General features: G+C 48.9%; 24 protein-coding genes. 18 read left to right on the top strand and 6 right to left on the bottom strand.

The window, feature by feature from the left end; all coding sequences use genetic code 11:
- Position 1 precedes the first annotated feature (1 nt).
- Entirely contained in the window at positions 2-907 is a 906-nt protein-coding gene (locus DQW12_RS12035) for a LysR family transcriptional regulator (protein ID WP_232819971.1), read from the bottom strand.
- A 111-nt stretch (positions 908-1,018) separates the two neighbouring features.
- Here DQW12_RS12035 and DQW12_RS12040 point away from each other — a divergent pair, with 111 nt between their 5' ends.
- The 3 genes from DQW12_RS12040 to DQW12_RS12050 all read left to right on the top strand — a co-directional run bounded on the left by DQW12_RS12040 (position 1,019) and on the right by DQW12_RS12050 (position 3,460).
- Complete coding sequence (locus tag DQW12_RS12040) at positions 1,019-1,609, top strand: YceI family protein (protein ID WP_113908119.1); 591 nt, start codon at positions 1,019-1,021, stop codon at positions 1,607-1,609.
- 2 nt (positions 1,610-1,611) lie between these two features.
- Positions 1,612-2,070 (top strand): GNAT family N-acetyltransferase, encoded by a 459-nt coding sequence (locus DQW12_RS12045; RefSeq protein ID WP_113908120.1) that lies wholly within the window; start codon positions 1,612-1,614, stop codon positions 2,068-2,070.
- A 97-nt stretch (positions 2,071-2,167) separates the two neighbouring features.
- A complete protein-coding gene (locus tag DQW12_RS12050; RefSeq protein ID WP_113908121.1) occupies positions 2,168-3,460 on the top strand; it encodes an anti-phage deoxyguanosine triphosphatase in 1,293 nt (430 codons plus the stop codon).
- Positions 3,461-3,469: 9 nt separating this feature from the next.
- On the opposite strand, the gene rsuA is transcribed toward DQW12_RS12050, so the two are convergent.
- Positions 3,470-4,159: a 16S rRNA pseudouridine(516) synthase RsuA gene (rsuA, locus tag DQW12_RS12055; RefSeq protein ID WP_113908122.1), complete on the bottom strand. Its 690-nt coding sequence runs from the start codon at positions 4,157-4,159 to the stop codon at positions 3,470-3,472.
- A 53-nt stretch (positions 4,160-4,212) separates the two neighbouring features.
- Here rsuA and DQW12_RS12060 point away from each other — a divergent pair, with 53 nt between their 5' ends.
- Positions 4,213-5,682 (top strand): cryptochrome/deoxyribodipyrimidine photo-lyase family protein, encoded by a 1,470-nt coding sequence (locus DQW12_RS12060; RefSeq protein ID WP_113908123.1) that lies wholly within the window; start codon positions 4,213-4,215, stop codon positions 5,680-5,682.
- A 50-nt stretch (positions 5,683-5,732) separates the two neighbouring features.
- Here the strand turns inward: DQW12_RS12060 and DQW12_RS12065 are convergent, their stop codons facing one another.
- The 3 genes from DQW12_RS12065 to DQW12_RS12075 all read right to left on the bottom strand — a co-directional run bounded on the left by DQW12_RS12065 (position 5,733) and on the right by DQW12_RS12075 (position 7,731).
- Positions 5,733-6,953 carry an RNA-guided endonuclease InsQ/TnpB family protein gene (locus tag DQW12_RS12065; RefSeq protein ID WP_198683956.1) on the bottom strand — a complete coding sequence of 407 codons (1,221 nt, stop codon included), beginning with the start codon at positions 6,951-6,953 and terminating at the stop codon, positions 5,733-5,735.
- Between the two features lie 134 nt (positions 6,954-7,087).
- Positions 7,088-7,285 carry a type II toxin-antitoxin system RelE/ParE family toxin gene (locus DQW12_RS13795; RefSeq protein ID WP_198683957.1) on the bottom strand — a complete coding sequence of 66 codons (198 nt, stop codon included), beginning with the start codon at positions 7,283-7,285 and terminating at the stop codon, positions 7,088-7,090.
- A 98-nt stretch (positions 7,286-7,383) separates the two neighbouring features.
- Positions 7,384-7,731, bottom strand: coding sequence for an addiction module protein (locus DQW12_RS12075; protein ID WP_232819972.1), 348 nt, complete (start codon positions 7,729-7,731; stop codon positions 7,384-7,386).
- Here DQW12_RS12075 and DQW12_RS12080 point away from each other — a divergent pair.
- The 4 genes from DQW12_RS12080 to DQW12_RS12095 are packed head-to-tail and all read left to right on the top strand — an operon-like array spanning position 7,717 to position 11,560.
- Positions 7,717-7,914: a DUF2256 domain-containing protein gene (locus DQW12_RS12080; protein WP_113908124.1), complete on the top strand. Its 198-nt coding sequence runs from the start codon at positions 7,717-7,719 to the stop codon at positions 7,912-7,914. The two genes, DQW12_RS12075 and DQW12_RS12080, sit on opposite strands and share 15 nt — an antisense overlap.
- Positions 7,907-8,584 (top strand): flavin reductase family protein, encoded by a 678-nt coding sequence (locus DQW12_RS12085; protein WP_113908125.1) that lies wholly within the window; start codon positions 7,907-7,909, stop codon positions 8,582-8,584. Before DQW12_RS12080 ends, DQW12_RS12085 begins: the two co-directional genes overlap by 8 nt.
- A 7-nt stretch (positions 8,585-8,591) precedes the next feature.
- Positions 8,592-10,217 (top strand): cryptochrome/photolyase family protein, encoded by a 1,626-nt coding sequence (locus tag DQW12_RS12090; RefSeq protein WP_113908126.1) that lies wholly within the window; start codon positions 8,592-8,594, stop codon positions 10,215-10,217.
- Positions 10,218-10,222: 5 nt separating this feature from the next.
- A complete protein-coding gene (locus tag DQW12_RS12095) occupies positions 10,223-11,560 on the top strand; it encodes a DASH family cryptochrome (protein ID WP_113908127.1) in 1,338 nt (445 codons plus the stop codon).
- Here the strand turns inward: DQW12_RS12095 and DQW12_RS12100 are convergent.
- Positions 11,557-13,578: an NADPH-dependent 2,4-dienoyl-CoA reductase gene (locus tag DQW12_RS12100; protein WP_113908128.1), complete on the bottom strand. Its 2,022-nt coding sequence runs from the start codon at positions 13,576-13,578 to the stop codon at positions 11,557-11,559. The two genes, DQW12_RS12095 and DQW12_RS12100, sit on opposite strands and share 4 nt — an antisense overlap.
- Before the next feature lie 154 nt (positions 13,579-13,732).
- On the opposite strand from DQW12_RS12100, the gene DQW12_RS12105 reads away from it, so the two are divergent.
- The 10 genes from DQW12_RS12105 (at position 13,733) to DQW12_RS12150 (ending at position 22,650) form a co-directional block, all read left to right on the top strand.
- Positions 13,733-14,308, top strand: coding sequence for a hypothetical protein (locus tag DQW12_RS12105; RefSeq protein ID WP_113908129.1), 576 nt, complete (start codon positions 13,733-13,735; stop codon positions 14,306-14,308).
- Positions 14,301-15,521 carry a PQQ-dependent sugar dehydrogenase gene (locus tag DQW12_RS12110; protein ID WP_113908130.1) on the top strand — a complete coding sequence of 407 codons (1,221 nt, stop codon included), beginning with the start codon at positions 14,301-14,303 and terminating at the stop codon, positions 15,519-15,521. The genes DQW12_RS12105 and DQW12_RS12110 overlap by 8 nt, the downstream gene beginning before the upstream one ends.
- A complete protein-coding gene (locus DQW12_RS12115) occupies positions 15,502-16,890 on the top strand; it encodes an aldehyde dehydrogenase family protein (protein ID WP_113908131.1) in 1,389 nt (462 codons plus the stop codon). Before DQW12_RS12110 ends, DQW12_RS12115 begins: the two co-directional genes overlap by 20 nt.
- Before the next feature lie 100 nt (positions 16,891-16,990).
- Positions 16,991-17,848, top strand: a complete 858-nt coding sequence (trxA, locus tag DQW12_RS12120) for a thioredoxin (RefSeq protein WP_113908132.1) — start codon at positions 16,991-16,993, stop codon at positions 17,846-17,848.
- A 282-nt stretch (positions 17,849-18,130) separates the two neighbouring features.
- Complete coding sequence (locus tag DQW12_RS12125; protein WP_157957921.1) at positions 18,131-18,796, top strand: ABC transporter permease; 666 nt, start codon at positions 18,131-18,133, stop codon at positions 18,794-18,796.
- 9 nt (positions 18,797-18,805) lie between these two features.
- Positions 18,806-19,546, top strand: a complete 741-nt coding sequence (locus tag DQW12_RS12130) for an ATP-binding cassette domain-containing protein (RefSeq protein WP_113908134.1) — start codon at positions 18,806-18,808, stop codon at positions 19,544-19,546.
- Positions 19,547-19,592: 46 nt separating this feature from the next.
- The gene (locus DQW12_RS12135) at positions 19,593-20,600 is read left to right on the top strand and encodes an MlaD family protein (protein WP_157957922.1); all 1,008 of its coding nucleotides are present in this window, start codon (positions 19,593-19,595) and stop codon (positions 20,598-20,600) included.
- Positions 20,593-21,540, top strand: a complete 948-nt coding sequence (locus DQW12_RS12140; protein ID WP_113908136.1) for a hypothetical protein — start codon at positions 20,593-20,595, stop codon at positions 21,538-21,540. The genes DQW12_RS12135 and DQW12_RS12140 overlap by 8 nt, the downstream gene beginning before the upstream one ends.
- 16 nt (positions 21,541-21,556) lie before the next feature.
- On the top strand, positions 21,557-21,883 hold the full coding sequence (locus tag DQW12_RS12145; RefSeq protein ID WP_113908137.1) for a hypothetical protein: 327 nt from the start codon (positions 21,557-21,559) through the stop codon (positions 21,881-21,883).
- Positions 21,880-22,650, top strand: a complete 771-nt coding sequence (locus DQW12_RS12150) for a 3-deoxy-D-manno-octulosonic acid kinase (RefSeq protein WP_113908138.1) — start codon at positions 21,880-21,882, stop codon at positions 22,648-22,650. Before DQW12_RS12145 ends, DQW12_RS12150 begins: the two co-directional genes overlap by 4 nt.
- The last annotated feature ends 57 nt before the right edge of the window (positions 22,651-22,707 follow it).

Raw genomic sequence — 22,707 nt, forward strand, 5'->3', positions numbered from 1 at the left:
CCTAATCAATTGTTTTTGTAAGTTGCTCGCGCACCCACTGCATGCGAGGGTCGTTATGATACCTTTCGTGCCAGTATAAATAAAAGCTAACTTTTGGTGCACTGAAACATTCTGGCAATGGCCGAATACACAGTTTTCGACCTTCTTGAATGCGCTCTGCTAGTCGTTTCGGTAGCGTAAACAACAAATCTGAATGCTCGCAAAAGTCGGCCACCGACATAAAGCCAGCAAGTCGAACTGCTACCTCGCGCTGTAAGTGATGCTCTGCTAATACCGCGTCCATGGTTGCCGGGCCTTTGCCGGTAATCGATACAATTCCATGCATGGCGGCCGCATACCCTTCTGCTGTCATGGGTTCATGGGCCAGTGGATGCTGCTCCGACATTAAACACACCATGGGCATTTCGTCGAGCAACTTACGGTGTAAACTGCTCTGCGCGCGCACTGGCGCTAAACCACTCAAGCTAAAATGCACCTCATTGCGCTCCAGCATGGGAAAGCTGTCTTCTTGCTGCCTTACGGTTTCTAACTTGATAAAAGGCGCTTGTTTGCGAATACGCCGAAACAAGGTTGGCAGGTAAATACCGAGCTCTAAATCTAAGCCCGTAATTTTGAGAGTGAACTGATCGCGACTCGGCTCGAACTGAGGCGGCTCTATTAAATGCTCGAGCGCCTGAATAATTCGCGCTAACTCTGGTGCCATTTGCTGCGCTCGGGCACTGAGGTCGTAGCCACCACTCACCCGCACTAAAATGGGGTCTGATAACGCCTTGCGAAGGCGTTGTAAGGCGCGGCTCATTGCCGGCTGGCTCATTGCCAAAGCGCTGGCCGCGCGAGACACATGGCGCTCGTTGATCAGCTCTTGCAATACCAATAATAAGTTTAAATCGAGTTGCTTTAATTCCACAGCCTGCTCACCTATGCAAATAAGATATACATAGTATACAAGATATGCATTGGACGCATAGCTCTTTAAACTCTAAACTGCCAGCGTTAACTTTTATCAAGGAGTAAGCACATGAACTTCACCAAATCATTAAGTGCCGTTGCACTCGCGGCTAGTTTAACTTCAGTTGCACTGCTCCCTCAGGCGCAGGCGGCAGATTATGTAATCGATACCGACGGCGCGCACGCGTCTATTAACTTCACAATTAGCCACTTGGGCTACAGCTATGTGGTGGGCCGTTTTAACGAATTTACCGGCACCTTTAGCTACGACGCCAACAACCCGAGCAGTAATAAAATTGAAGTTACTGTAGACACTGCGTCTATCGACTCGAACCATACTGACCGCGACAACCATGTGCGCAGCAGTGATTATTTAGACGTGAACAAATTTCCTGAAGCCAGCTTTGTGAGTACTCGCTACCAAGATAATGGGGACGGAACCGGTGTTATGTACGGTAACCTCACGCTGTTTGGCAGCACCAACGAAATTGCAATTAACGTAACGGTTGTAGGCGAAGGTGAAGACCCATGGGGCGGCTACCGCGCTGGTTTCGCTGGTACTGCCGAGTTAAATCTGCCAGACTTTGGCATGAACTTTAATCTCGGTCCTGCGGCAGAAACCGTGTACATGGACCTTCATGTAGAAGGTATTCGTCAGTAACTATGATGATTCGTAGCGCGGCGCCGGCCGATATGCCGGCGCTTTTTGATCTTGAAGCACAAACCTACGGTAGCGAAGCCTACCCTAGCCTTTTCCTCCACCAAGCCCTGTTGCAATGGCCTGATTTACTTTATGTAGCCTGCAATGAGCAAAACGAAATCTTAGGGTACGCGCTCTTTGCGCCGGCCGCACCGAAGGTAAACACTCCCAACTCCGCTTGGCTAATGTCGCTGCTGGTAAGCCCGCAAGCGCGTGGGCAAGGCGTGGGTAAAGCACTTACCACGTTTGGTTTACAACACTTAGTAGAGCAAGGCATTGTACAGTGCATGCTCACTGTTGCTCCCGACAATGCCAGCGCCATTCAGCTTTATCAAAAGCTAGGATTCAATACCGAAGTAACCATAGCGCATGCACTTGGGCACAATGAGCACCGTTTGTTGCTCAAGTGGCAACACGCATAATTTGCGCCATTCCATAGCCGGCGAAGGTGAAAGTAGTTACTATTTGCGGAACCGATAAATAAAGTGAATTAATCATCTAGCTAGAGGACCCGCCAGAATGGAAGATGTTTGGCAACAGCGACGTTCCAATGACGCTCCCGCGCGCCCCGGCGACCGCAGAAATCCATGGCAACGCGACCGCGCTCGTATTCTTCACTCCGCCGCGTTCCGGCGCTTACAGTCGAAAACACAAATAATGAACGTGGGCGAAAACGACTTTTATCGAACGCGCCTCACCCATTCTCTGGAGGCGGCTCAAATTGGCGCCTCTTTAATTAACCAAATTGCTTTTACGGGCTCGGAACAGGCAAAGCTATTGCTGCCCGACAATAACTTAATGGAAGCCCTGTGCCTTGCTCACGACATTGGTCACCCCCCTTTTGGCCACGGCGGCGAAACCGCTTTAAATTACAAAATGCTGCAGTCGGGAGGCTTTGAAGGCAACGGCCAAACTTTTCGTATTGTCGGTAGGCTCGAGAGTTATCATGCTCACCATGGTATGGACTTAACCCGCCGCACCTTACTCGGCCTGCTTAAATATCCGGTACTTATGCCCGAACTCCCAGCGCTCAATACCCAAGCAAATCCGACAAGCTTGGCACAATGGAAGCCGGCCAAGGCACTGTATAAAGCCGACGAAGAAATTTTAGACTGGGTATTAGCCCCCTTGTCTGCAGCTGATCGGCGCTTGTTTCAGCAGGTTGAAACTTTGCATGCATCGCCTTACCAACGCTCGCTGCATAAAGCCTTCGACGCCTCCATGATGGAACTCGCAGACGACATCGCCTACGGGGTGCATGACTTAGAAGACGCGGTAGTAACCGGAACGCTTTCTGCAAAAGACTGGCATAGCTTTATGGACTCGCGGCTTGCAGAGCTACCCAAGCCGTTACAGCAATTAATGGAAAAGCTCGTTCAACAGCTTTTTTCCAATGAACACCATCTAAGAAAAAATGCCATTGGCGCACTAGTGAATATTTTTGTTACCGCAGTTGCCGTACAAGAAGTACTACCCGCCGCAGAAGAGCCATTAATTCGGTTTAATGCGGTGTTACCAGAGGGTGAGCGCCAACTACTTAATGCGCTTAAATCGGTGGTTTTTGAGCACGTTATTAATACCCCAGAAATTCAGCAGCTTCGTTATCGCAGCCAAAATATGCTGTTGCAGCTGTTTAGTGCCTTTCATGCTGAGCCCACTCGTTTATTACCGAAAAACTCGCGGGCACGCTGGGAAGCTGCATTCACGGCTGAAGGGCAAGCCGGTGCCGACCGCGCTTTATGCGACTATATTGCAGGCATGACCGACGACTACGCCGGCCACATGTACCGGCGTATGTTTGGAACGTTATAAGCAAAAGAATTAGAACAGGGCAATTTCTTCCACTGTAAGCTCGCGGGCTTCGCCGGGCGCTAGGCTTGGATCAAGCTGCAAAGCGCCAACTTGCTCGCGGTGTAGCGCTACAACTTTATTGCCCACAGCAGCAAACATGCGGCGCACTTGGTGATAGCGCCCCTCATGTAGCGTTACTAAGGCTTCGCGTTCAGAAATAATTTCAAGCTTCGCCGGTTGCGTGAGTTCCACCTCGCCACGCAATTTAATACCCTGAGCAAACGCATTCACGTTTTCCGGCTGCAAGGGGTCGGCCAGCTCTGCACGATAAACTTTCGGGCACTTGCGTTTGGGTGACGTAATGCGGTGCGACCACTGGCCGTCGTTGGTAATCAGTAATAAGCCTGTTGTATCTACGTCTAAGCGCCCTACCGTATGCAACTTGTCCGGATTCGGCACGTCCAAATAAGCAAAAATCGTTAGATGATGCGGGTCGTCGTTCGAGCAAACACAGTCTAACGGCTTGTGCATCATCATATAGGTGGGGCCTTGCAGTTTCAGTGTGGCACCGTTAAACATCACCTCCGACGCAGTATCGACTTGTACCACGCCCTTCTTCACCACTTCGCCATTTAAAGTAACGTCGCCCCGATGCAACGCCTTCGTGGCTTCCTTTCGGCTCATGCCGGTTGATTCAGCTAAAAATCGGTCTAAACGCATAACAAGCCACACACCTTAAAATCTAATTTCAATACTGCGGCGTATAATACACCATGATTGATGTGTTGTGGTTTAAACGTGATCTGCGCTTGCATGATCACGTTCCTTTTTTTCAAGCCTGCAAAAGCGAGAGGCCGGTCCTTTTGCTTGCCATTTTTGAGCCCATGCTTGATCAGGACAAACACTACGGCGAACACCACTGGCGTTTTTGGTATCAAAGCATTTGCCAGCTTAATCAACAACTGCAACGCCATACAAACAATCAGAGCCAAGTCTATATTGCCCAGGGTGAAGCCCTTGACGTACTGAACCAGATTCATCAGAAGCTCAGAATCTGGCGCATATTGAGCCATGAAGAAATTGGTTTAAACAATACCTTTCAGCGCGACCTTGCCGTTCAACGTTGGTGTAGTGCGCAGGGTATTCAGTGGTTAGAACAGCCTTCGAACGGCGTTATTCGCGCTTTAAAACAACGCCAAGGTTGGAACCAAGCGTGGTACAAGACCATGCATGAACCTATGCTTGCCCCAGACTTCTCTGCCCTACGCACGCTAACACCAACCGAGGTTAACGCTGCCGTCAAACCCTTTAATCTTCCGAAGGCGTGGACTCAGCATCAAAATCGTTATCAACATGGCGGTGAGCTCTCGGCGCACAAATGGATGCAGGACTTCTTTCAAGGTCGAGGTAAACGCTACCACGTCGACATTTCGAAACCCCAAGCAAGCCGAACCAGTTGTTCGCGACTGTCTGCGTATCTTGCCTTTGGCAATCTCAGCATTCGGCAAGTGTATCAGCGCTGCCTCCAACAGAAATCACAAAGCGGCTGGAAGCGCCCCATGCAAGCACTCATGTCGAGGCTACGTTGGCATTGTCATTTTATTCAAAAGTTTGAGAGCCAAACGGAAATGGAGTTTCGGTGCTTGAATCCCGCCTATGAAGGGCTGACGCGCACGGGCAACCTCGACCATTTAACTGCTTGGCAGCGGGGTAAAACTGGCTACCCACTGGTAGACGCTTGCATGCGCGCTTTACAGCAAACTGGCTATATTAATTTTCGTATGCGCTCCATGCTGGTCAGCTTTTTGACCCATCACTTGTGGCTAGATTGGCGAGTGGGTGCCGCACACCTAGCTCGCCTCTTTCTTGATTTTGAACCCGGCATTCACTACCCACAGTTTCAAATGCAAGCCGGGGTAACCAGCATCAATACCATTCGCATTTATAACCCCGTAAAGCAATCTGAAGAGCACGATCCAGAGGGCGAATTTATTCGCAACTGGGTGCCAGAGCTCCACGCAGTGCCCATTGAATACATTCACCAACCTTGGACCATGCCGCCATTGCTGCAACTGGAAATAGACTGTGTGATTGGTAAAGACTACCCTGCTCCTATCGTAAACCTCACTGCGAGTGGCAAACGCGCGCGGGATTTACTCTGGGGTTGGAAAAAGCTGCCAGAGGTAAAACAACATCAAGCGAGCATACTGGCTCGTCATGTAGAGCGAGATAGCGAGGAGTGACTGCTCCCCGCCCTAAGCGCTAAAGCGCCACGGGCGAGGCTTCCAACTTCTCAGGCAGCAACTGGTACGTGACCAGATTGACGCTTGCCTCCATTGGCAGAAACCGACAGTCCTGCGGCCTTTAATTTCAAAATACCCTGCGCTCGAATATTGAGCGCAGCATTGATGTCTCGATCTTGCCATGCTGAACAAGCAGGACACTGCCAGTCGCGCACCTTCAGCGATAACGCTTCCAGCTTGTGTCCACAGCAAGAGCAAGTTTTAGAGCTGGCAAACCATTGATCAATTTTAACCAGATGCTTGCCTTGCTCTTTAGCCTTGTATTCCAACTTTTGGATCAAGCCTGACCAACTCGCATCGGCAATGTGCTTGGACAATTTCCTGTTCTTCAGCATGTTTTTGACTTTCAGTGTCTCGACAATTACCGCTTGGTTTTCGTCAATAACGTGTCGAGACAGCTTGTGCTGAAAATCAGCACGAGCATTCGCCAGACGCTGATGCGCCTTAGCGAGTTTAAGTCGGGCTTTGGCACGACCTTTGCTACCTTTCTTGCAGCGTGATAAGGCTTTTTGTTTACGGCGCAGATTGGCACTGGCTTTCTTCAAAAAGCGTGGATTCTGTTTTTTCGTGCCGTTTGAATCAATGGCAAGATGCGTTAAACCCATATCCAATCCGAGCACCTGAACAGCATTCAGGCTTTGAATGGTCGCAGGAGCCTCTTGCCCATCTTCGTGCAGCAGTGAGGCATAGTATTCACCCGTCACTGTGCGGGACAAGGTGATGCTTTTCAGTTTCCCTTCAACCTTGCGGTGAATACGTGCCTTGATGGGCTGCTTTAACTTCGGCACTTTAATCCAGTCATCTCCACATTCAACGCTCATGCAATGATAGCTGGACTGCCTGCCATGCTTGCGCTTGAACTTGGGATAACGAGAAGGCAGTTTGGGATCAAAGAAACGTTGAAAGGCTTTATCCAGATTGATACATGCCTGCTGGAGTGCAATCGAATCAAAATCTTTGAGCCAGTGATACTTGCGAGATTTCTTCGTAACAGCCAACAGCGGCTTGAGGTCTTTTTTGGCCTTCAATTTCAGGCCGTGACGCTTGTACTGGCTGCTGATGATATGCAAAGCCTTGTTGTACGCAAAGCGCACAGCGCCGAACTGGCGATTTAAAAATTCCGCCTGCTCAGGTGTGGGATATATGCGTACTTTCCTGGCCTTTAACATCGTTACTTTACTACTGGTTTTATATACAGCATGCTTGCACATGTGTGCGTCTTAATCAAGACCGTTCACGACATTAAAACCAACGCCTTATATCCCCGCCCGACTGGGCGAGGGTTTACGGCGTGATTGCTAAGTTATGAAATTGAAGAAGTAGCCTCAGCAGTATGAGGAACAAATTATAGGTGCTGGTTCCATGAGCTGGGACCTTTTCGGGCATGAAAAACCGCAGTAACTATTATCTGATCATCCTGAACAAGATAAAAAATACGATAGGGAAAGCGGCGTATCCCTATTCGTCTCAGTTTCTTATGAATCTTACGATAGATTAGAGGGTTGCGAATAAGCTTGTCTAACGCTTCCTCAATGCACAGCAAAAGTCATGACCAAGGCCAATTCTTTTATCTTCATAAAACTTGAAACACTCAACAATATCAAACTCAGCTTCTTCTCGGAGTGTTAGCCTGTAACTCATTTATTTCGTGACTATTTGAGCTTTAATAGTTGAACAAGAGCGACCTGTATCTCCGTCCGTCTCGAAAGCAGCGAGGCGTTTGTCTAGCTCCCTTATTTGCGGTTCTGTGAGTTCTATTTCTGAACCTTCAGCAACCACACTATCCCAAAGCGCTTCAGCGAGCATGATACGTTCAGATACGGTAAGCGATTGCATTTTTATACTCTCCACTGGCTCATCTCCAACAAACCTCACAACGAATAAGTTTACCACAACTCCTTTCCTCGTAAAGAAGCGACCCAAATAGCCTTTTCTTTCGTAGTCTGTTGTTACAAGCCTAGTTGAGAAGCTCCTTTGAAAAAACAGCATTTACCCGAGAAAACCTGTCCTGTTTGCCAGCGACCTTTTCACTGGCGCAAAAAATGGGCGAAGGTGTGGGATGAGGTTCGTTATTGCTCCGAGCGGTGCAGGCGCAATCGTTCCTCGGCAAAAGCTGGAAATGAACGACCCGAACATGAACGACCCGAATATGGACACGCCAAACATGAATAGCCGAATCACCCCCGAGCAGACTGCTTTCACACAAACCGAGCTTGCGAATTTACCCTCACGCAAACGCGCACGGCTCATCAATAGCTTATCCGGCTACAAAAGTGCCAATCTTATTGGTACACAAAACCAACAGGGGCAAACTAATCTTGCAGTCGTGAGCTCCGTCGTGCACCTTGGTTCCTCACCCGCATTGTTTGCGATGGTTATGCGCCCTCACACGGTGCGCCGGGACACTTTGGAAAATATTCGTGAAACCGGAGTATGGACGCAAAATGCCATTTGCCAGGGTATGCTTGCTCAAGCGCATCAAACCTCTGCAGCTTACCCACGAGAACTATCTGAATTCGAAGCGGTAGGCTTAACCGCCGCCTATTATCCAAATTTTTTAGCGCCTTACGTCGTCGAGTCTCCTTTACAGTTGGGGTTCCGTTGCGTAGAAATAACACCCATAAAACACAATCAAACAGAGCTCGTGATCGGTGAAATGCAATGGGTAAAGTTCCCCTCCAGTGCGCTGCAAAAAGACGGCTATTTAGATTTAGCGAGCTTCGGTACTGCTGCCATTTCTGGGCTCGACGCTTACCATGTTCCAAGCGCACCGCAACGCTTCGCCTACGCAGAGCTGGATAAAAAAGCTCGGTTACTACCGCCAACCGGTACTGAGGAGTAACGCTTTAATGCCTTATTATCAAAACCTCGCGGAATTACCAAAACGTTTCGGCGCGGTACACTTGGTACTGGGCGATCAATTGCACGCCGGTCATTCATGGTTTCAAACACGCAACGATGACGTTTTGTTTGTGATCATGGAAATGCGCCAAGAAACTGATTACGTGGTACACCACCGACAGAAAGTACTCGCCTTCTTCGCTGCCATGCGTGCTTTCGCCAAGGCGATTTCGAGTAAACATCATGTGCTCTACCTCACCTTAGCTCATGCAGACAACACGCAAAGTCTTGAGCGGAACCTCAAACGCATTTGCACCCATGTTCACGCTCAACAATTTGCTTATCAGCAGCCCGACGAGTATCGGCTAACACAGCAACTCACTGCACTAAGCGAGGAGCTTAAACAGCAGCAACCCGCTCTAAAATGCTACTGCGCTAGCACCGAGCACTTTTTTACCGAAATTGATGACTTAGTTCGTTACTTTCCAAAGCTCATTCAGCAACCGCATACCAACCTGATGATGGAAACCTTCTATCGCCAGGTTCGCAAAGAAACCGGCTATTTGATGGAACACGGCAAACCCGCCGGCGGCAAATGGAATTTTGACCAAGACAATCGCAACAAACTCCCCAAAACAGTCAGCATTCCCGAGCCCTTGCTGTTTTCCCACGACGTGCGTGATATCGACGCTATGCTCAGCGAGCAAGGGATAAAAACGATTGGCAATGTAGACGCCAAACGCTTGCTCTGGCCAATCACTCGCACACAATCCCGAGAACTACTGGACCATTTTATCGAGTATTGCCTACCTGCATTTGGTCAGTATCAAGACGCCTTAACCACCCGTGGCTGGAGCCTTTTTCACGCACGCATTTCGTTTAGTTTAAATAGTAAAATGCTCACACCAAAAGAGGTGATCGAAAAGGCCATTGCTCACTATGTGAAACATCAAGATGAAAGCGACCCAGCCCATATATCGTTACCGCAAATTGAAGGCTTTGTGCGGCAAATTCTTGGTTGGCGAGAGTATGTGCGGCTCATATACTGGCACTTTATGCCCAATTACGCGGCGCAAAATCAACTACAGCATGAGCGGTCGCTCCCTGCGTTCTACTGGACCGGCAATACCAAAATGCGCTGTGTGTCTCATGCAGTGCATCAGTCTCTCGATTTCGCTTATGCACATCATATTCAACGGCTAATGGTCACGGGTAATTTCGCACTGCTCGCAGGCTGTGCTCCCGATGCCGTCGACCAGTGGTATATGGGTATTTATATCGACGCTATTGAATGGGTTGAGCTGCCGAATACCCGTGGTATGAGCCAATTTGCCGACGGTGGAATCTTGGCTACCAAGCCCTATGTGTCCAGCGGTAACTACATTCACAAAATGAGTGATTACTGCAACAGCTGTTATTACAGTGTCGCGCTTAAATCAGGCACAGGTAACAATACACCCAGCTGCCCTTTCAACAGCTTGTATTGGCACTTTATTCACCGCCACCGAGAGCGATTTGCTCACAACCCTCGAATGGCCATGATGTACCGCCAATGGGAAAAACGAGAAGTCAGTGAACGCGATGATATTCTGGCGACTGCCGAGCACTATCTCGCTCACATTGAGGAGCTTTGATCAACATGACCATAACCGACGCTACAAGGTTGAATACACAACGCCTCGGTATCCATTGGTTTCGGCGCGATTTACGGCTGGCTGACAATGCGGCTTTGCAGGTACATAACGGCCAACCACTATTGGGTGTATTTTGCTTCGACGACGCCTATGCCGAAGAACGATGTAGCTCGCGGCGCAAGGCCTTTCTCTGGCAGAGCGTGTTGAAATTAAAGCGAAAAATGGAAGCGGTTGGTGGTCAATTATTGATTCTCGCCGGCGAGCCCGAGCACGAATTGAAATCAATTATCGAAGTCCTACAGCAACAACAAATAGTGCTCACTCAAGTCACCACGCAAACACTGCCCTGTTCTGACGAGCAACAGCAAGAGCAGCGTGTTCGCCAAATGCTCCTTGATACATGTAATCTCGAGCTGCACAGTGTTGATAGTTACACTCTCTGGCCCCTCGCTGAAGTACAACAATGCATGCACAAGCCATTAGTCGGCTATAGCCCCTTTCGAAAGAAGATGGAGCCGTTGTTATCGAACTTCAGGGCAATCGACATCGAAACACCGACGCCACAATTTATCTCGATTGCAGAAAGTGTCTTGTACAATCTGCACTCACTTTGCCTCACGGATGTCGACCCGTCGTCCAGTCTGTTCTCGTTCTATGTTGAGGTAGGAGAAAACAAAGCACGAACCCAACTGCAACGCTACTGCGCCAGCAATGGCGCAATTCGTCATTACAAAGACACACGCAATGGCTTGGTTGCAAATGCTAACGTGGGCCCTTGGTTCTCAAGTAAGCTTTCAGCTTGGTTAAGTATCGGAACCCTTTGCGTTAAACACGTAATGGCCCATATTTTTCAGCATGAGCAACGCTACGGCGCCAACAACTCTACCTATTGGCTAAAACTTGAACTTCTGTGGCGGGAGTTTTTCCAACACCTTGCATTTCAACAACAAGAAAAGTTGTTTTATGGCTCAGCACAAAGGCATCGCCACCTTGCCCCCGCTCAGGTAACAGGCTCACTTACCGATTGGCAACAGGGAACAACCTCGAATGCATTTGTAAATGCAGCGATGCGCGAGTTGAATAGCAGCGGCTACATGAGCAATAGAGCACGGCAAAATGCGGCCTCCGCGCTCATTTACGATCTCGCACTGGATTGGCGTGAAGGGGCTATGTGGTTTGAAAAGCAGCTGTTGGATTATGACCCCGCCTCAAACTACGGTAACTGGCAGTATATTGCAGGCATTGTTGCCAACAGTCGCGGAGGTAGTCGTTTTAACCTACAGAAACAACAAGCCCTCTACGATGCAGAGGGCTTGTTCGTGAAAACCTGGTCTCAAGCTTAAATCGTGGCGGCTAGCTCAGCACCTTGGCGAATGGCTCGTTTAGCATCGAGCTCAGCAGCAACATCGGCGCCACCGATGCGATGCACGTCAATACCCGCGTCACGCAGCGGTTGCTCAAGTTCACGCAGCGGTAATTGACCGGCACAAACAATAATGTGATCAGCAGCCACCAGTTCGCGTTTGCCGTTACGGGTAATCTCGATGCCTTCGGGCACAATGCGTTCGTAGTTGACACTATTGAGCATTTTAACGCCTTTGTGACGTAGGGTATTTCGGTGTACCCAGCCTGAGGTTTTACCCAGTCCCGCACCCACTTTCGTTTCTTTGCGCTGCATCAGCACCACTTCTCGTGGCGAAGGCTCTGCAATCGGCTGCGCAAGTGCACCGCGGTGCTCATAACCTTGGTCAATCCCCCACACCTTGTGCCAATGGTCGCTATTGAGCGTCGGCGACTGCTCTGTGGTTAGATATTCAGATACATCAAAACCAATACCGCCAGCGCCAATCACCGCGACTTTTTTACCCACTGGTTTGTGATCGCGCAGAACATCGAGGTAACCATACACATGGGGTAAATCGGCTCCTTCAATATCGAGTTTCCGCGGGACTACACCCGTCGCAATCACCACACTGTCAAAGCCACCTTGCTGCAAAGACGCCACCGTTTGCTCACTAGCGAGATGAACATGCACACCAGCGTCTGCCAAACGGTTTTTAAAATAACGAATGGTTTCGTGGAACTCTTCTTTGCCCGGCACTTGTTTGGCAAAATTAAATTGCCCGCCTATGTTATCGGCGCGATCAAACAAATGCACTTCGTGCCCGCGCTCGGCGGCAAAACAAGAAAACGACAAGCCCGCTGGGCCTGCACCCACTACGGCAACTTTCTTCTTCGTTGTCGCCGGGGTCATGACCAACTCGGTTTCGTATGCTGCAAGAGGGTTCACCAAACAAGTGGCACGCTTGTTCTCAAACACATGGTCTAAACAGGCTTGGTTACAGGCAATACAGGTGTTGATACGATCGGCTTTACCAGCCGCTGCTTTATTCACAAATTCAGCATCGGCTAAGAAGGGTCGTGCCATGGACACCATATCGGCTTCTTCACGACCCAGAATGTCTTCCGCCACTTCCGGTGTATTGATTCGATTGGTAGCTACCACAGGCACCTTCAGCTCTTGCTTTAAGCGTGCGGTGATCCAACGAAATGCTCCCCGTGGCACCGAGGTAACAATGGTCGGCACTCGCGCTTCATGCCAACCAATACCGGTATTGATTATCGTGGCACCGTCTTGTTCCACGCCTTTGCCAAGCGCAACCACTTCATCTAGGGTGTTGCCGTCTTCTACCAAATCCAACATCGACAAACGATAAACAATAATAAAATCTTCGCCCACGGCTGCACGCACCGCGCGTACGATTTCTCGGGGAAAGCGCGAACGGTTTTCAAAGCTCCCCCCCCAATCGTCATCACGCTGATTAGTCCGGCGGCAAATAAACTGGTTAATCAGGTAGCCTTCTGACCCCATAATTTCAACACCGTCGTAGCCCGCTTTTTTTGCCAGCTTAGCGGCGCGTGCGTAATGACGAATAGTAGTGCGAATTTGGCGTTCGCTCATGGCTTTAGGTTTGAAAGGGGTAATCGGTGCTTTAATGGCGCTCGGCGCAACACTGAGAGGGTGATACCCATAACGACCCGCATGCAAAATTTGCATACATATTTTGCCGCCTTCACGATGAACCGCGTCGGTAACTTTTTTATGTTTAGCAACCTGCCAAGGATAACTCAGCTGGCAGGCAAAAGGTGCTAATCGACCGCGCACGTTCGGACTAATACCGCCGGTTACAATTAAGCCCACACCACCTTTGGCACGCTGTGCATAAAACTCGGCAAGTTTATCGAACCCTTGTTTAGCTTCTTCGAGCCCCGTATGCATGGAGCCCATCAAAACCCGATTTTTCAGTGTGGTAAAGCCTAAATTAAGGGGCTCTAGCATTTTTGGATACGGCGTTGTCATTCCCAACCTCTTCTGGTCTAACCTGTTGCGAACACTTTATCGGCTCCGCGAGCGAACAGCAAGCCGATTATGTGTGCTCAAAGGTCAGTATGGTTAACATGAGTCGCGATAAAATCAAAACTTGGTTCGTTTACGTAGCTAGTGTGGAGACAAAATGCATGTAACAATGCCCCTTACCTTGGTCACTGAACTCACGAAGGAAATTATGAGCACGCTCAGAACTGTTCGTATTCGCACCGCCGCATTTTTGTTAGCGTCGCTCGCGTCGGTGGTATTAGGGTCTGTGTTGCAATCACAGTTAAACCTCGTTGCCATAAGTGCTATTGGCCCCGCAATTACTTGGCAACAGCGTATCGACACAACCTTACACGATCTCATTCATTTTTCGCCGTTGTTTGCCCTCGTTGTTTTACTCACCTTCGCGCTAGCTTTGCCCTGCGCTCACTTTGTTGCGCGTTATCAAAAGCGACAGTTCGCTTCGTGGTGCATGGTTGCCGGAGCCGTCGGTTTATGGGTGGCGTACCAAGTGCTCAATAATCTAGCCCCTATGCCTACACTGATTGCCGCCACTCGCGGTGGTATTGGTACCCTTATTATGTTGTTGCCCGGCATATTAGGAGGCTACGTGTATGCCCGCCTTACCCGCTCTATTCATAAAATCACCCGCAGCCAGAGTGCGCGTAAAAAAGCGAGCTCTAGCGCCAGCGAACAAGGAACACCTCATGCTTAAGTGCTACCAGACAGGTGCTCGCCTTTGTTCGGTGAGCTTGTGTGCGGTGAGCTTGTTTTTTTGCGCTTTTCTACACCCCGTATTTGCTACCGAAGTGCAAAAAGAATCATCACCGCTAGAACTCAATACCACTCTTGTGCATGAGTCGCTCGAATTTCCTTGGGCATTGGAGTTTTTACCGAACGGCGGCTATCTCATTACCGAGCGAACAGGTTACGTTTCGGTTTTTAACAATCAACACGAAAGCGTAGCTCGGCTGCAACTGCCACTCGACGAGCTTTGGGTGAATGGCCAAGCAGGACTCTTCGAAGTTCGCGCTGCGCCAAACTTCAGCACCTCGAATCAGCTATTTTTCAGCTACGCCTGCGGCAGCGAACGCGCCAATACAACCTGTTTAGCGTCTACCACATTTCGCCTAGATTCGGCAGGCACTGCTACATTCTCAGATTTCACCCCTATTTTTGAAGCGCGTCCACGCCGCCAAGGGTCCGCGCATTACGGTGGCCGAATCGCCTTTTTACCCGACCAAACCCTAATACTTACGCTTGGTGACGGCTTCGATTACCGGGAACAAGCGCAGCAAACAAGCAACCATATTGGAAGTATTGTTCGGCTAACGTTAAATGGTGCTGTACCGAGTAATAACCCGCTGGTTGCACGGGAGCATAGTGCGACTGAAATATACAGTTACGGGCACCGCAACGTACAAGGCATTGCTTGGCATGAGCCTTTGCAGCTTTTGCTCAGCACTGAGCATGGCCCACGCGGCGGCGACGAATTAAATCATATAGAAAGCGGAAACAATTATGGTTGGCCGCTACTTACCCAAGGCATTGACTACACGGGTGCCCGTATCTCGCCGCATCAAACCCTACCGGGCATGACCATGCCATTATTAAACTGGACACCCTCAGTTGCGCCAGCGGGTTTAACCGTATACCAAGGCTCGTTATTTCCCAAAGAATGGCAGGGCAACCTGCTCGTGCCCACATTGGCGGCCAAGCAACTGTTGCGTATTAATATACAGAATGTCGGCGGAGAATTAGTAGTCACCCCGCCAGAGGTTTTAAACACCGGCTTGCAACAACGCATTCGCGACGTTCGCGTACACCCATCAAGCGGTGCTATTTATATGCTAACCGACGGGAACCCCGGCGCACTTTACCGAATTACTCCACAGCAGGACATAACAAATGACCGCCATAGCAATTGAAGAAATTGTAACGCAACTGCACCATAGTTTTTCCGCGCAACGCAGCCGCCCATTGAACTGGCGGATTGCACAGCTTCGCAATATGGAGCGCATGCTCACTGAGCACAGTAGCGTTTTTAGTGCCGCACTTGCTGAAGACCTTGGTAAGTCAGAAACAGAGGCTTGGACGACTGAAATTGGTTTTTTGCTCAACGACATCAAGCATACGTTAAAACATATTCGCAAATGGGTTAAACCGCGTAATGTTAGCAGCCCGCTTGCAATGCAACCTGCAACCTCGCGCTTAACACCGGAGCCTTTGGGTGTAGTGCTGGTATTCGGCGCTTGGAATTACCCCCTTCAGCTCACTTTGAGCCCTGTTATTGCCGCTATTGCAGCCGGTAATTGTGTTTGCGTCAAACCTTCTGAGGTTTCGCCTGCTGTTTCTGCCGCAATCGCTCAGTATCTGCCGCAGTACCTCGACACAGATTGCGTTCAGGTTGTTGAAGGCGATGCACAAGTTGCTGGGCAACTGCTTTCGCAACGCTTTTCGCATATTTTCTACACCGGTGGCGGCCAAGTAGGCAAAAAAGTGATGCGCGCAGCGGCCGACCACTTAACCCCGGTAACATTAGAGCTTGGCGGCAAGAGCCCTGTGGTGGTTAGCCGACACGCTGACATTGCCGCTACTGCTCGGCGCATTGTTTGGGGGAAATTTTTAAATGCGGGGCAAACCTGTATTGCCCCCGATTACGTGTTAGTTGAAGCATCAGTACACACGCAATTGGTTACCGAGCTAAAAGCGGCGCTTACGCAGTTTTATGGCGACGACCCTGAACAAAGCGACGACTACGGCCGCATTGTAGCAGAACGGCATATCGACCGCTTAGCCGGCCTACTCAACGACCCAGAGCTTCAGCATGCTCAAGTACACGGTGGCGAAGTGAATCGCGCGTCACGTTACTTCGCTCCCACCGTAATTGACCACTGCCCTGCTCACGCAAAGGTTATGGACGATGAAATTTTCGGCCCTATTTTACCGATTATAGAAGTGGAAAACCTGCCCGAAGCTTATGCGTTTATTCAGAGTCGGGCCCACCCACTCGCTTGTTATGTTTTTACCAAAGACAAGTCTGAGCAAGTGCATGCGGAGCATATTATTCAGTGCGGTTCACTCTGCTTTAACGACACCATGGTGTTTATGCTCAATCCCGCTCTTCCTTTTGGCGGGGTTGGCGCGAGTGGCATGGGTCGATACCACGGCCAATGGGGTTTTGATCAACTCAGCCATTTAAAACCCGTCGTACACCGCTCCTTTATGTTCGACATTGATGTGCGCTATCCGCCTTACACCAAAGCAAAGCAGAAAATGCTTAAAAAGCTTTTGTAATTGTTATGAATAACTATAAAGCGAACAACTGAGCCTATTGAAAAGCGCAACTTCGCCCCCATTCAATAAGCACATTCGAACAGCAAGAATAGAGAGAAACATGGTAACTGCGGCAAATATTGTAAACCTGACTATGGAAAACGCTCGCGACGTTCTTCTCGAACAGTCGAAAACCAAAGTGGTGTTGATCGACTTTTGGGCCGACTGGTGTGAGCCGTGTAAGCAACTGATGCCCACCCTCGAGCGTATTGCCAGTCAATACCCAGACACGCTCGTTATTGCCAAGGTAGATTGCGAAGCGGAACAGCAACTTGCTGCACAGTTTCAAATTCGTAGCTTGCCAACGCTTATGGTGTTTGTGAATGGTCAGCCCGTAGACGCACTGCAAGACGCACAAACCGAACAAGCCATTAAAGACATGCTCGCGCCTCACTTACCCCAGCCAGAAGATGACGCTCTTGCGAATGCACAACAGGCGTTGCAAGAAGGCGACGAAGAGCGCGCCTACACCGAAGCAAAAAAAGCTTATGATCTTGCTCCAGAGAATATGAATGCGCGCTTACTTCTTGCCGACGCGGCAGCCCGCGTCGGCCATACAGAGCAGGCTAAGTCGTTACTGGAGGGCTTAACTGTGGCTGAACAAGCCGATCCGCGCTACCAACATGTTTTGGCCAACATTGACCTAGCCGAGCAAGCAGCCGACAGCCCTGAAGTTAGAGCATTAGAAGAACAAGTTGCCAAGAGCCCGAACGATTTAGCTGCGCGGCAGCAACTCGCATTACAATACTACCAAGTGAAGCGGTATGAAGAAGCCTTGAACACACTGTTCTCGGTACTTGAGGCCGATTTAAACTTTGCTGAGGCCAAAAAACACACCCTCGATATTTTAAATAATTTACCTGCCGGTGATCCGCTCGCCGCCACCTACCGTAGAAAATTGTACAGTATGCTTTATTAGCAACTGTTCGCTAGCAACGAGCTTGAGCCGACTTCCCCCAAGTCGGCTCTTTTTTTTGTGCATTGTAATTCAGGCTTAACCTTGTTAGCGTTGCAACACGGCTAATTGCTTAGCCACGGAAAAGGCTTTTCGACCGCTATGCTGCAACCTTTAACACAATTTTTCGGGGCTTTTGGGCAGTTTTCTCTTAAACTCCCGCGCTACCTTTTTAGTATTCTACTGTTCACTTTGCGGGTTCTAAATCCACGCCAACAAGGCCGTGTGCGCATCAATAAAGCCTCTATGCGTACCCTTGTAAACCAGCTTATCTTCTCAGGTGTAGACGCCCTTCCGGTTATATCTTTACTTGGCATTGCCTCTGGCCTTGCCATTACCGCGCAAGTTATTCTTACTATTCAGCTTATTGGCGAGCGCACAGAGGTTATCGACATTTTAACGCGGGTTGTAGTGTACGAGTTAAGTGCGTTACTCACTGCTATTGTACTCATTGGGCGAAGTGGCTCTGCAATTACCGTTGACCTCGGTAATATGAAGCTCAACCGAGAGCTTGAAGGCTTAGAAATGCTCGGAATGAACTTAAACCGCTTCCTCGTAACGCCGCGCGTTGTCGGCACCGCAATCGCCCAAATGATATTGTCGATTTACTTTGCGTTTTTTTCGATTGCGAGTGGTGTTTTGTTTTTAGCGTATACCGAAAATCCAGGCTACTTAAATTACCTTACCGACATAGCGAACGCTTTACACCCAAAAGACCTCTCTCTGTATTTAATTAAAAACCTTATGTTTGGCGCACTAATTGGCTCTATTGCAAGTTACCACGCTTTGCAGGTACAGCAATCGCGAACGGAATTACCACAGCAAACGCAACGCGCAATTGTAAATAGCCTGAGCATTATTTTTGTGCTGAACGCACTCTTTATTTTGGCTATGCAAACTTCGTTTTTATAGGACAAAGCAATGCAACCCGAATTGGCGGCAATACATGCACACCAGTTACAACCAGAGCTCAGCTCAGGCGAAGCTGGCTGCCCTATAAATCTGCGTACAAAAAAAGGCCACATTGTGTGCTTATTGGGTATGAACACCCAACTGCTGGATATTTATTTAAGAACCCTTGCCGGTGTTCACGCTATTTCTGCCGGTACATTAGAGTTGTACGGACAAAACGTAGCGACCATTCCCGAGCTAGAATGGCCGCTACTTAGACAAAAAATTAGCTACATTTCAAAAGCAACGCCACTACTTAGTGTCGCCAGCGGCTTTAACAATCTCATTATGCCCAGCCAATACCACAACAAAGACGAGAAGCCTGCGCTTATTAAGAAAGCCCAACAACTTCTTATGGATATTGATTTTCAAGGAAATAGCGAGGCGTTACCTGCTTATTTGTCACCATTAGAGCGTGTGCAACTCAGTATTATACGTGCCGTAATGCTTGACCCGGAAGTACTCATACTAGACGATCCTTGGTATGCACTCGATCCATTTGAATACAGCATTTTGAATCAATTTTTTGTAACATGGGCCAAAGCAGGCACATTAATTACCGCCACAAGTAATGTAAGTTTTGTCCGCAAGCATGCACAACAGATTTATTTTGTGGGTAAAACCGAAGTACATTTTTTTTCGTCTTGGTACGAATTTTGTGCAAGCACGCACTCCGAAGTGAAAGAATATCTCGCTCTTTTTCATGAGTAGCAGAGCATAATCAAAGCGCAACGGCATAGCGCAAGGAATGAAACGAATGGGCAGCACCAAACCACATTATATTCACCGTTTAAACTATTCTACGGTAGAAAAGATCGTTGGCATTTTTGTGGTGCTTGCGCTGTTACTTTTTATGAGTTTATTTGTAGTCAATGGCCGTAATTTACATTTATTCGAAGACTACATTCACATTGACCTATTCGTAGAAAGCGCCGAAGGCGTAGCGCTCGACACCCCGGTACGCGTTGCCGGAATTGCAGTAGGTAGGGTAGACGAAGTTGAAATTACCCCCGAGCACCTTATTCGCATTCGAGTTCGCATTTACGAGCGTTACACCAGCATGCTCCGGACTGACTCCAAGCCATCTATTGTACTTTCCCTACTTGGGCGAACAAGTATCGACTTTAGCACCGGCAACCCGGAGCTACCCATGCTTGAAAGCGGCACCGCCATGAATGTAGAAGCTCCGCTCAGTATCGAAGACCTCATGGCTGGCGTTACGCCTCTCATGGAAGGCGTACAAAATGCAATAACACACCTTACTCAACTTATTCTTGCCGTCGACGAAAAAGACGTATCATCACTACTTGACAATACCACCCAAATTACAAGGCACCTCGAGTCTATTTTGGCTAGTATCGACAATGGCGAGGGCCTCGCGGGCAAAATGGTAAAAGACCAACAATTCGCATCTCAAGTTGCAGAAGTTTTACGGGCGGTAGATGTTACGTTGCAACAAACCGAGCAGCGGCTACAACAGCTTCAGCCCGTATTAGAGCAACTTGCTCCGATAATGGAGAATGTAGCCGAAGCGGCGCCTTATATTCCAACTGCAATGACAGAAATGGTACTTATGCTAGAGCAAGTGAATGCAACGCTTAACAGCTTACAACCAGAACTGCGAAATTTGCCCGATCTAATGAACCAAGTGAATATTCTTATGGAACAAACCGACTTACTGATGCGTCGAATTATGGGAACTTGGCCGCTAAGTATCGGCCAAGAGCCAGCTCGGCAAAACGTGGAAATTATCCCCCATGACTAAATGGATTACAGTAGTCGCTTTTGCTTTAGTTTTATTGCTTGGCTGCTCAACGCAAACAGCACCAGCTCCTTACGCCATCACTAATGCCAATCAACTTCAAGAGCGAGGCGTTGCACTATATGAGCGTGGCGAATACAGTGACGCCATAATGTACTTTTCGCGGGCTGCTAGCGAATATCAGAGCCTGAACCAACAAGAGAAACTTCTTGTAGCACAGCAAAATATGGCTGAAGCTGCATTTCTGGTAGCGCAGTATGAATTTTCAGAACACGCCGCTGCCGTTGCACTCAAACTTGCTACCGAGCAAGGAGACAGTGCTTCAAAGGTACGCGCGAGCCTAACACTTGCACGTGTATACATAGCGCAACAAAAATACCTACAAGCGCAGAAAGAAATAAGCATTATTCAAGCAGCCCTTGTTGATGAGCGTAATCGAATGCGCAAGGCCCCACGCGACTGGTCGGCACTGGAGCGTAGCGCTCTTTTAACCCTTGCCCAGTTTACTTTACTCACAGAGCCACAGAACACTCAATGGCTTGAACAAGCGAACCAACCCAGCCTATTTGCCGACAACCCGTTGTACCATGCGCGCTACCTGCGCTTAATTTACGCGCAAAAGCAGCATGTTAATGCGCTTGAGCAGGCGCTTAGCATTTACACTTCCCAAGGTTTTCGGCCTGGCATTGCAACATGTTTGGAAGCCCTCGCGGCACATTACAGCACGCTTGAACAAAAAGAAGATGCGCTAAACACATACAGACGCGCACTCTATGTTCGACTGGCACTTAATGACGCACACCATACACATTTCAATCTTATGGCACTCAGTGCACTCTATGAGGAAATGGAGCAACCCGAAGTTGCAATTCAGTATCGCGAACTTGCTCAACGATTAGTCTCAAATACACGAATAATGACTGAAATTCGTGACGCATTGTAAGTGGAAGGCGTGAAACATGTCGGACCGTTACTATCCTTTTAAGTCAAAACGCGGCCCCAGCGGCAAACGCGAGCGAGAAGAAGCTCCTCTCCTGTACTTCCAGAAAGCGCTCACGCATTTAAAGAACAACCCACAAGACATGGCAATCTTAAAGCAGAACCTCGCTTTTTATGAACAGCAGGTTCACTTACCCAAGCAGGCTAAGCTTGGGATGCAGCGCTACCGGCATTTTTTAGCGGTAAGTAACAACCCTGATGAACTCGAAAAATGGGTACTTCAAGACAGTTACGAGGGCATGCGTTTTCGGCAATTCCCATTAATTTTTAAAGGGCTCGTAGAATGACTATTCAGCAGCGTCATGCCAAGAATCGATACTATATATGGAATAACCATGTTTTGTCGGCCGTTGAACCGCACTACTTTAGCCCCACTTTTTGGCAGCAGAAAAACAGCATTGTAGGGAGTTCAAAAGGCAGAAACACCGCATACTTCATTGATTACGAAGAACTACAAATGGTGCTTCGCCGTTATTATCGTGGAGGCTTTGTTGGCAAAATTTTTACCGATCAGTTCTTTCTCGCCCCGGCCCACAAAAGCCGAGCAGTGCAAGAGTTTCAATTGCTGCAATGGATGCACGAGCAAGGTCTACCTGTACCTCAACCCTACGCGGCTTTTTATGAGCGTTCAGGGCTTTTCTACCGAGCAAGCATTTTGATAGAGCGCATTCCATGCGCACAAGACTTCTTCAGCTTTCTCCTCACAAAAGAAGCAGCGAACATGGAGCGCGAGCAGCAACTTACCCTTTGGTTCAACATTGGTGTCGCAATACAAAAGTTACACGCGGCACAGGTGTACCACTCCGACTTAAACTGCCACAATATTTTGCTGGATAATACGCGTAAAGTTTGGCTTATTGACTTCGACAAATGTGAGCGGCGAGTAGGCCAAACAAGCCCATGGAAGAACGAGAACCTTAACCGCCTGAAGCGCTCATTAGAAAAAGAGCGTAGCTTACACCCAAGCTTTGATTGGCACGACATTCAATGGCAAGCACTTATTCAAGGCTACAACGATTACACTCAGTCAGTACCACATTTTACTCCGAGCTAGGAATCAGAAGAAAACCAGCGGGTAAACTGGAAATTACAGACGAATTGTTGCTTTATC

The organism is Aliidiomarina celeris (assembly GCF_003316875.1).
Taxonomy (GTDB): Bacteria; Pseudomonadota; Gammaproteobacteria; order Enterobacterales; family Alteromonadaceae; genus Aliidiomarina; species Aliidiomarina celeris.

What these genes read in the sequence shown, in the direction of transcription:
- DQW12_RS12110 (WP_113908130.1), top strand. Translation starts at nt 14,301, where the DNA reads ATGCTTAAGTGCTACCAGACAGGTGCTCGCCTTTGTTCGGTGAGCTTG.
- DQW12_RS12130 (WP_113908134.1), top strand. Translation starts at nt 18,806, where the DNA reads ATGCAACCCGAATTGGCGGCAATACATGCACACCAGTTACAACCAGAG.
- DQW12_RS12060 (WP_113908123.1), top strand. Translation starts at nt 4,213, where the DNA reads ATGATTGATGTGTTGTGGTTTAAACGTGATCTGCGCTTGCATGATCAC.
- DQW12_RS12145 (WP_113908137.1), top strand. Translation starts at nt 21,557, where the DNA reads ATGTCGGACCGTTACTATCCTTTTAAGTCAAAACGCGGCCCCAGCGGC.
- DQW12_RS12065 (WP_198683956.1), bottom strand. Translation starts at nt 6,953, where the DNA reads ATGTGCAAGCATGCTGTATATAAAACCAGTAGTAAAGTAACGATGTTA.
- DQW12_RS12140 (WP_113908136.1), top strand. Translation starts at nt 20,593, where the DNA reads ATGACTAAATGGATTACAGTAGTCGCTTTTGCTTTAGTTTTATTGCTT.
- DQW12_RS12100 (WP_113908128.1), bottom strand. Translation starts at nt 13,578, where the DNA reads ATGACAACGCCGTATCCAAAAATGCTAGAGCCCCTTAATTTAGGCTTT.
- DQW12_RS12085 (WP_113908125.1), top strand. Translation starts at nt 7,907, where the DNA reads ATGAATAGCCGAATCACCCCCGAGCAGACTGCTTTCACACAAACCGAG.
- DQW12_RS12105 (WP_113908129.1), top strand. Translation starts at nt 13,733, where the DNA reads ATGCATGTAACAATGCCCCTTACCTTGGTCACTGAACTCACGAAGGAA.
- DQW12_RS12045 (WP_113908120.1), top strand. Translation starts at nt 1,612, where the DNA reads ATGATGATTCGTAGCGCGGCGCCGGCCGATATGCCGGCGCTTTTTGAT.
- DQW12_RS12050 (WP_113908121.1), top strand. Translation starts at nt 2,168, where the DNA reads ATGGAAGATGTTTGGCAACAGCGACGTTCCAATGACGCTCCCGCGCGC.
- DQW12_RS12150 (WP_113908138.1), top strand. Translation starts at nt 21,880, where the DNA reads ATGACTATTCAGCAGCGTCATGCCAAGAATCGATACTATATATGGAAT.
- DQW12_RS12095 (WP_113908127.1), top strand. Translation starts at nt 10,223, where the DNA reads ATGACCATAACCGACGCTACAAGGTTGAATACACAACGCCTCGGTATC.
- DQW12_RS12075 (WP_232819972.1), bottom strand. Translation starts at nt 7,731, where the DNA reads ATGCTGTTTTTTCAAAGGAGCTTCTCAACTAGGCTTGTAACAACAGAC.
- rsuA (WP_113908122.1), bottom strand. Translation starts at nt 4,159, where the DNA reads ATGCGTTTAGACCGATTTTTAGCTGAATCAACCGGCATGAGCCGAAAG.
- DQW12_RS12115 (WP_113908131.1), top strand. Translation starts at nt 15,502, where the DNA reads ATGACCGCCATAGCAATTGAAGAAATTGTAACGCAACTGCACCATAGT.
- DQW12_RS12125 (WP_157957921.1), top strand. Translation starts at nt 18,131, where the DNA reads ATGCGTACCCTTGTAAACCAGCTTATCTTCTCAGGTGTAGACGCCCTT.
- DQW12_RS12040 (WP_113908119.1), top strand. Translation starts at nt 1,019, where the DNA reads ATGAACTTCACCAAATCATTAAGTGCCGTTGCACTCGCGGCTAGTTTA.
- trxA (WP_113908132.1), top strand. Translation starts at nt 16,991, where the DNA reads ATGGTAACTGCGGCAAATATTGTAAACCTGACTATGGAAAACGCTCGC.
- DQW12_RS12135 (WP_157957922.1), top strand. Translation starts at nt 19,593, where the DNA reads ATGGGCAGCACCAAACCACATTATATTCACCGTTTAAACTATTCTACG.
- DQW12_RS12090 (WP_113908126.1), top strand. Translation starts at nt 8,592, where the DNA reads ATGCCTTATTATCAAAACCTCGCGGAATTACCAAAACGTTTCGGCGCG.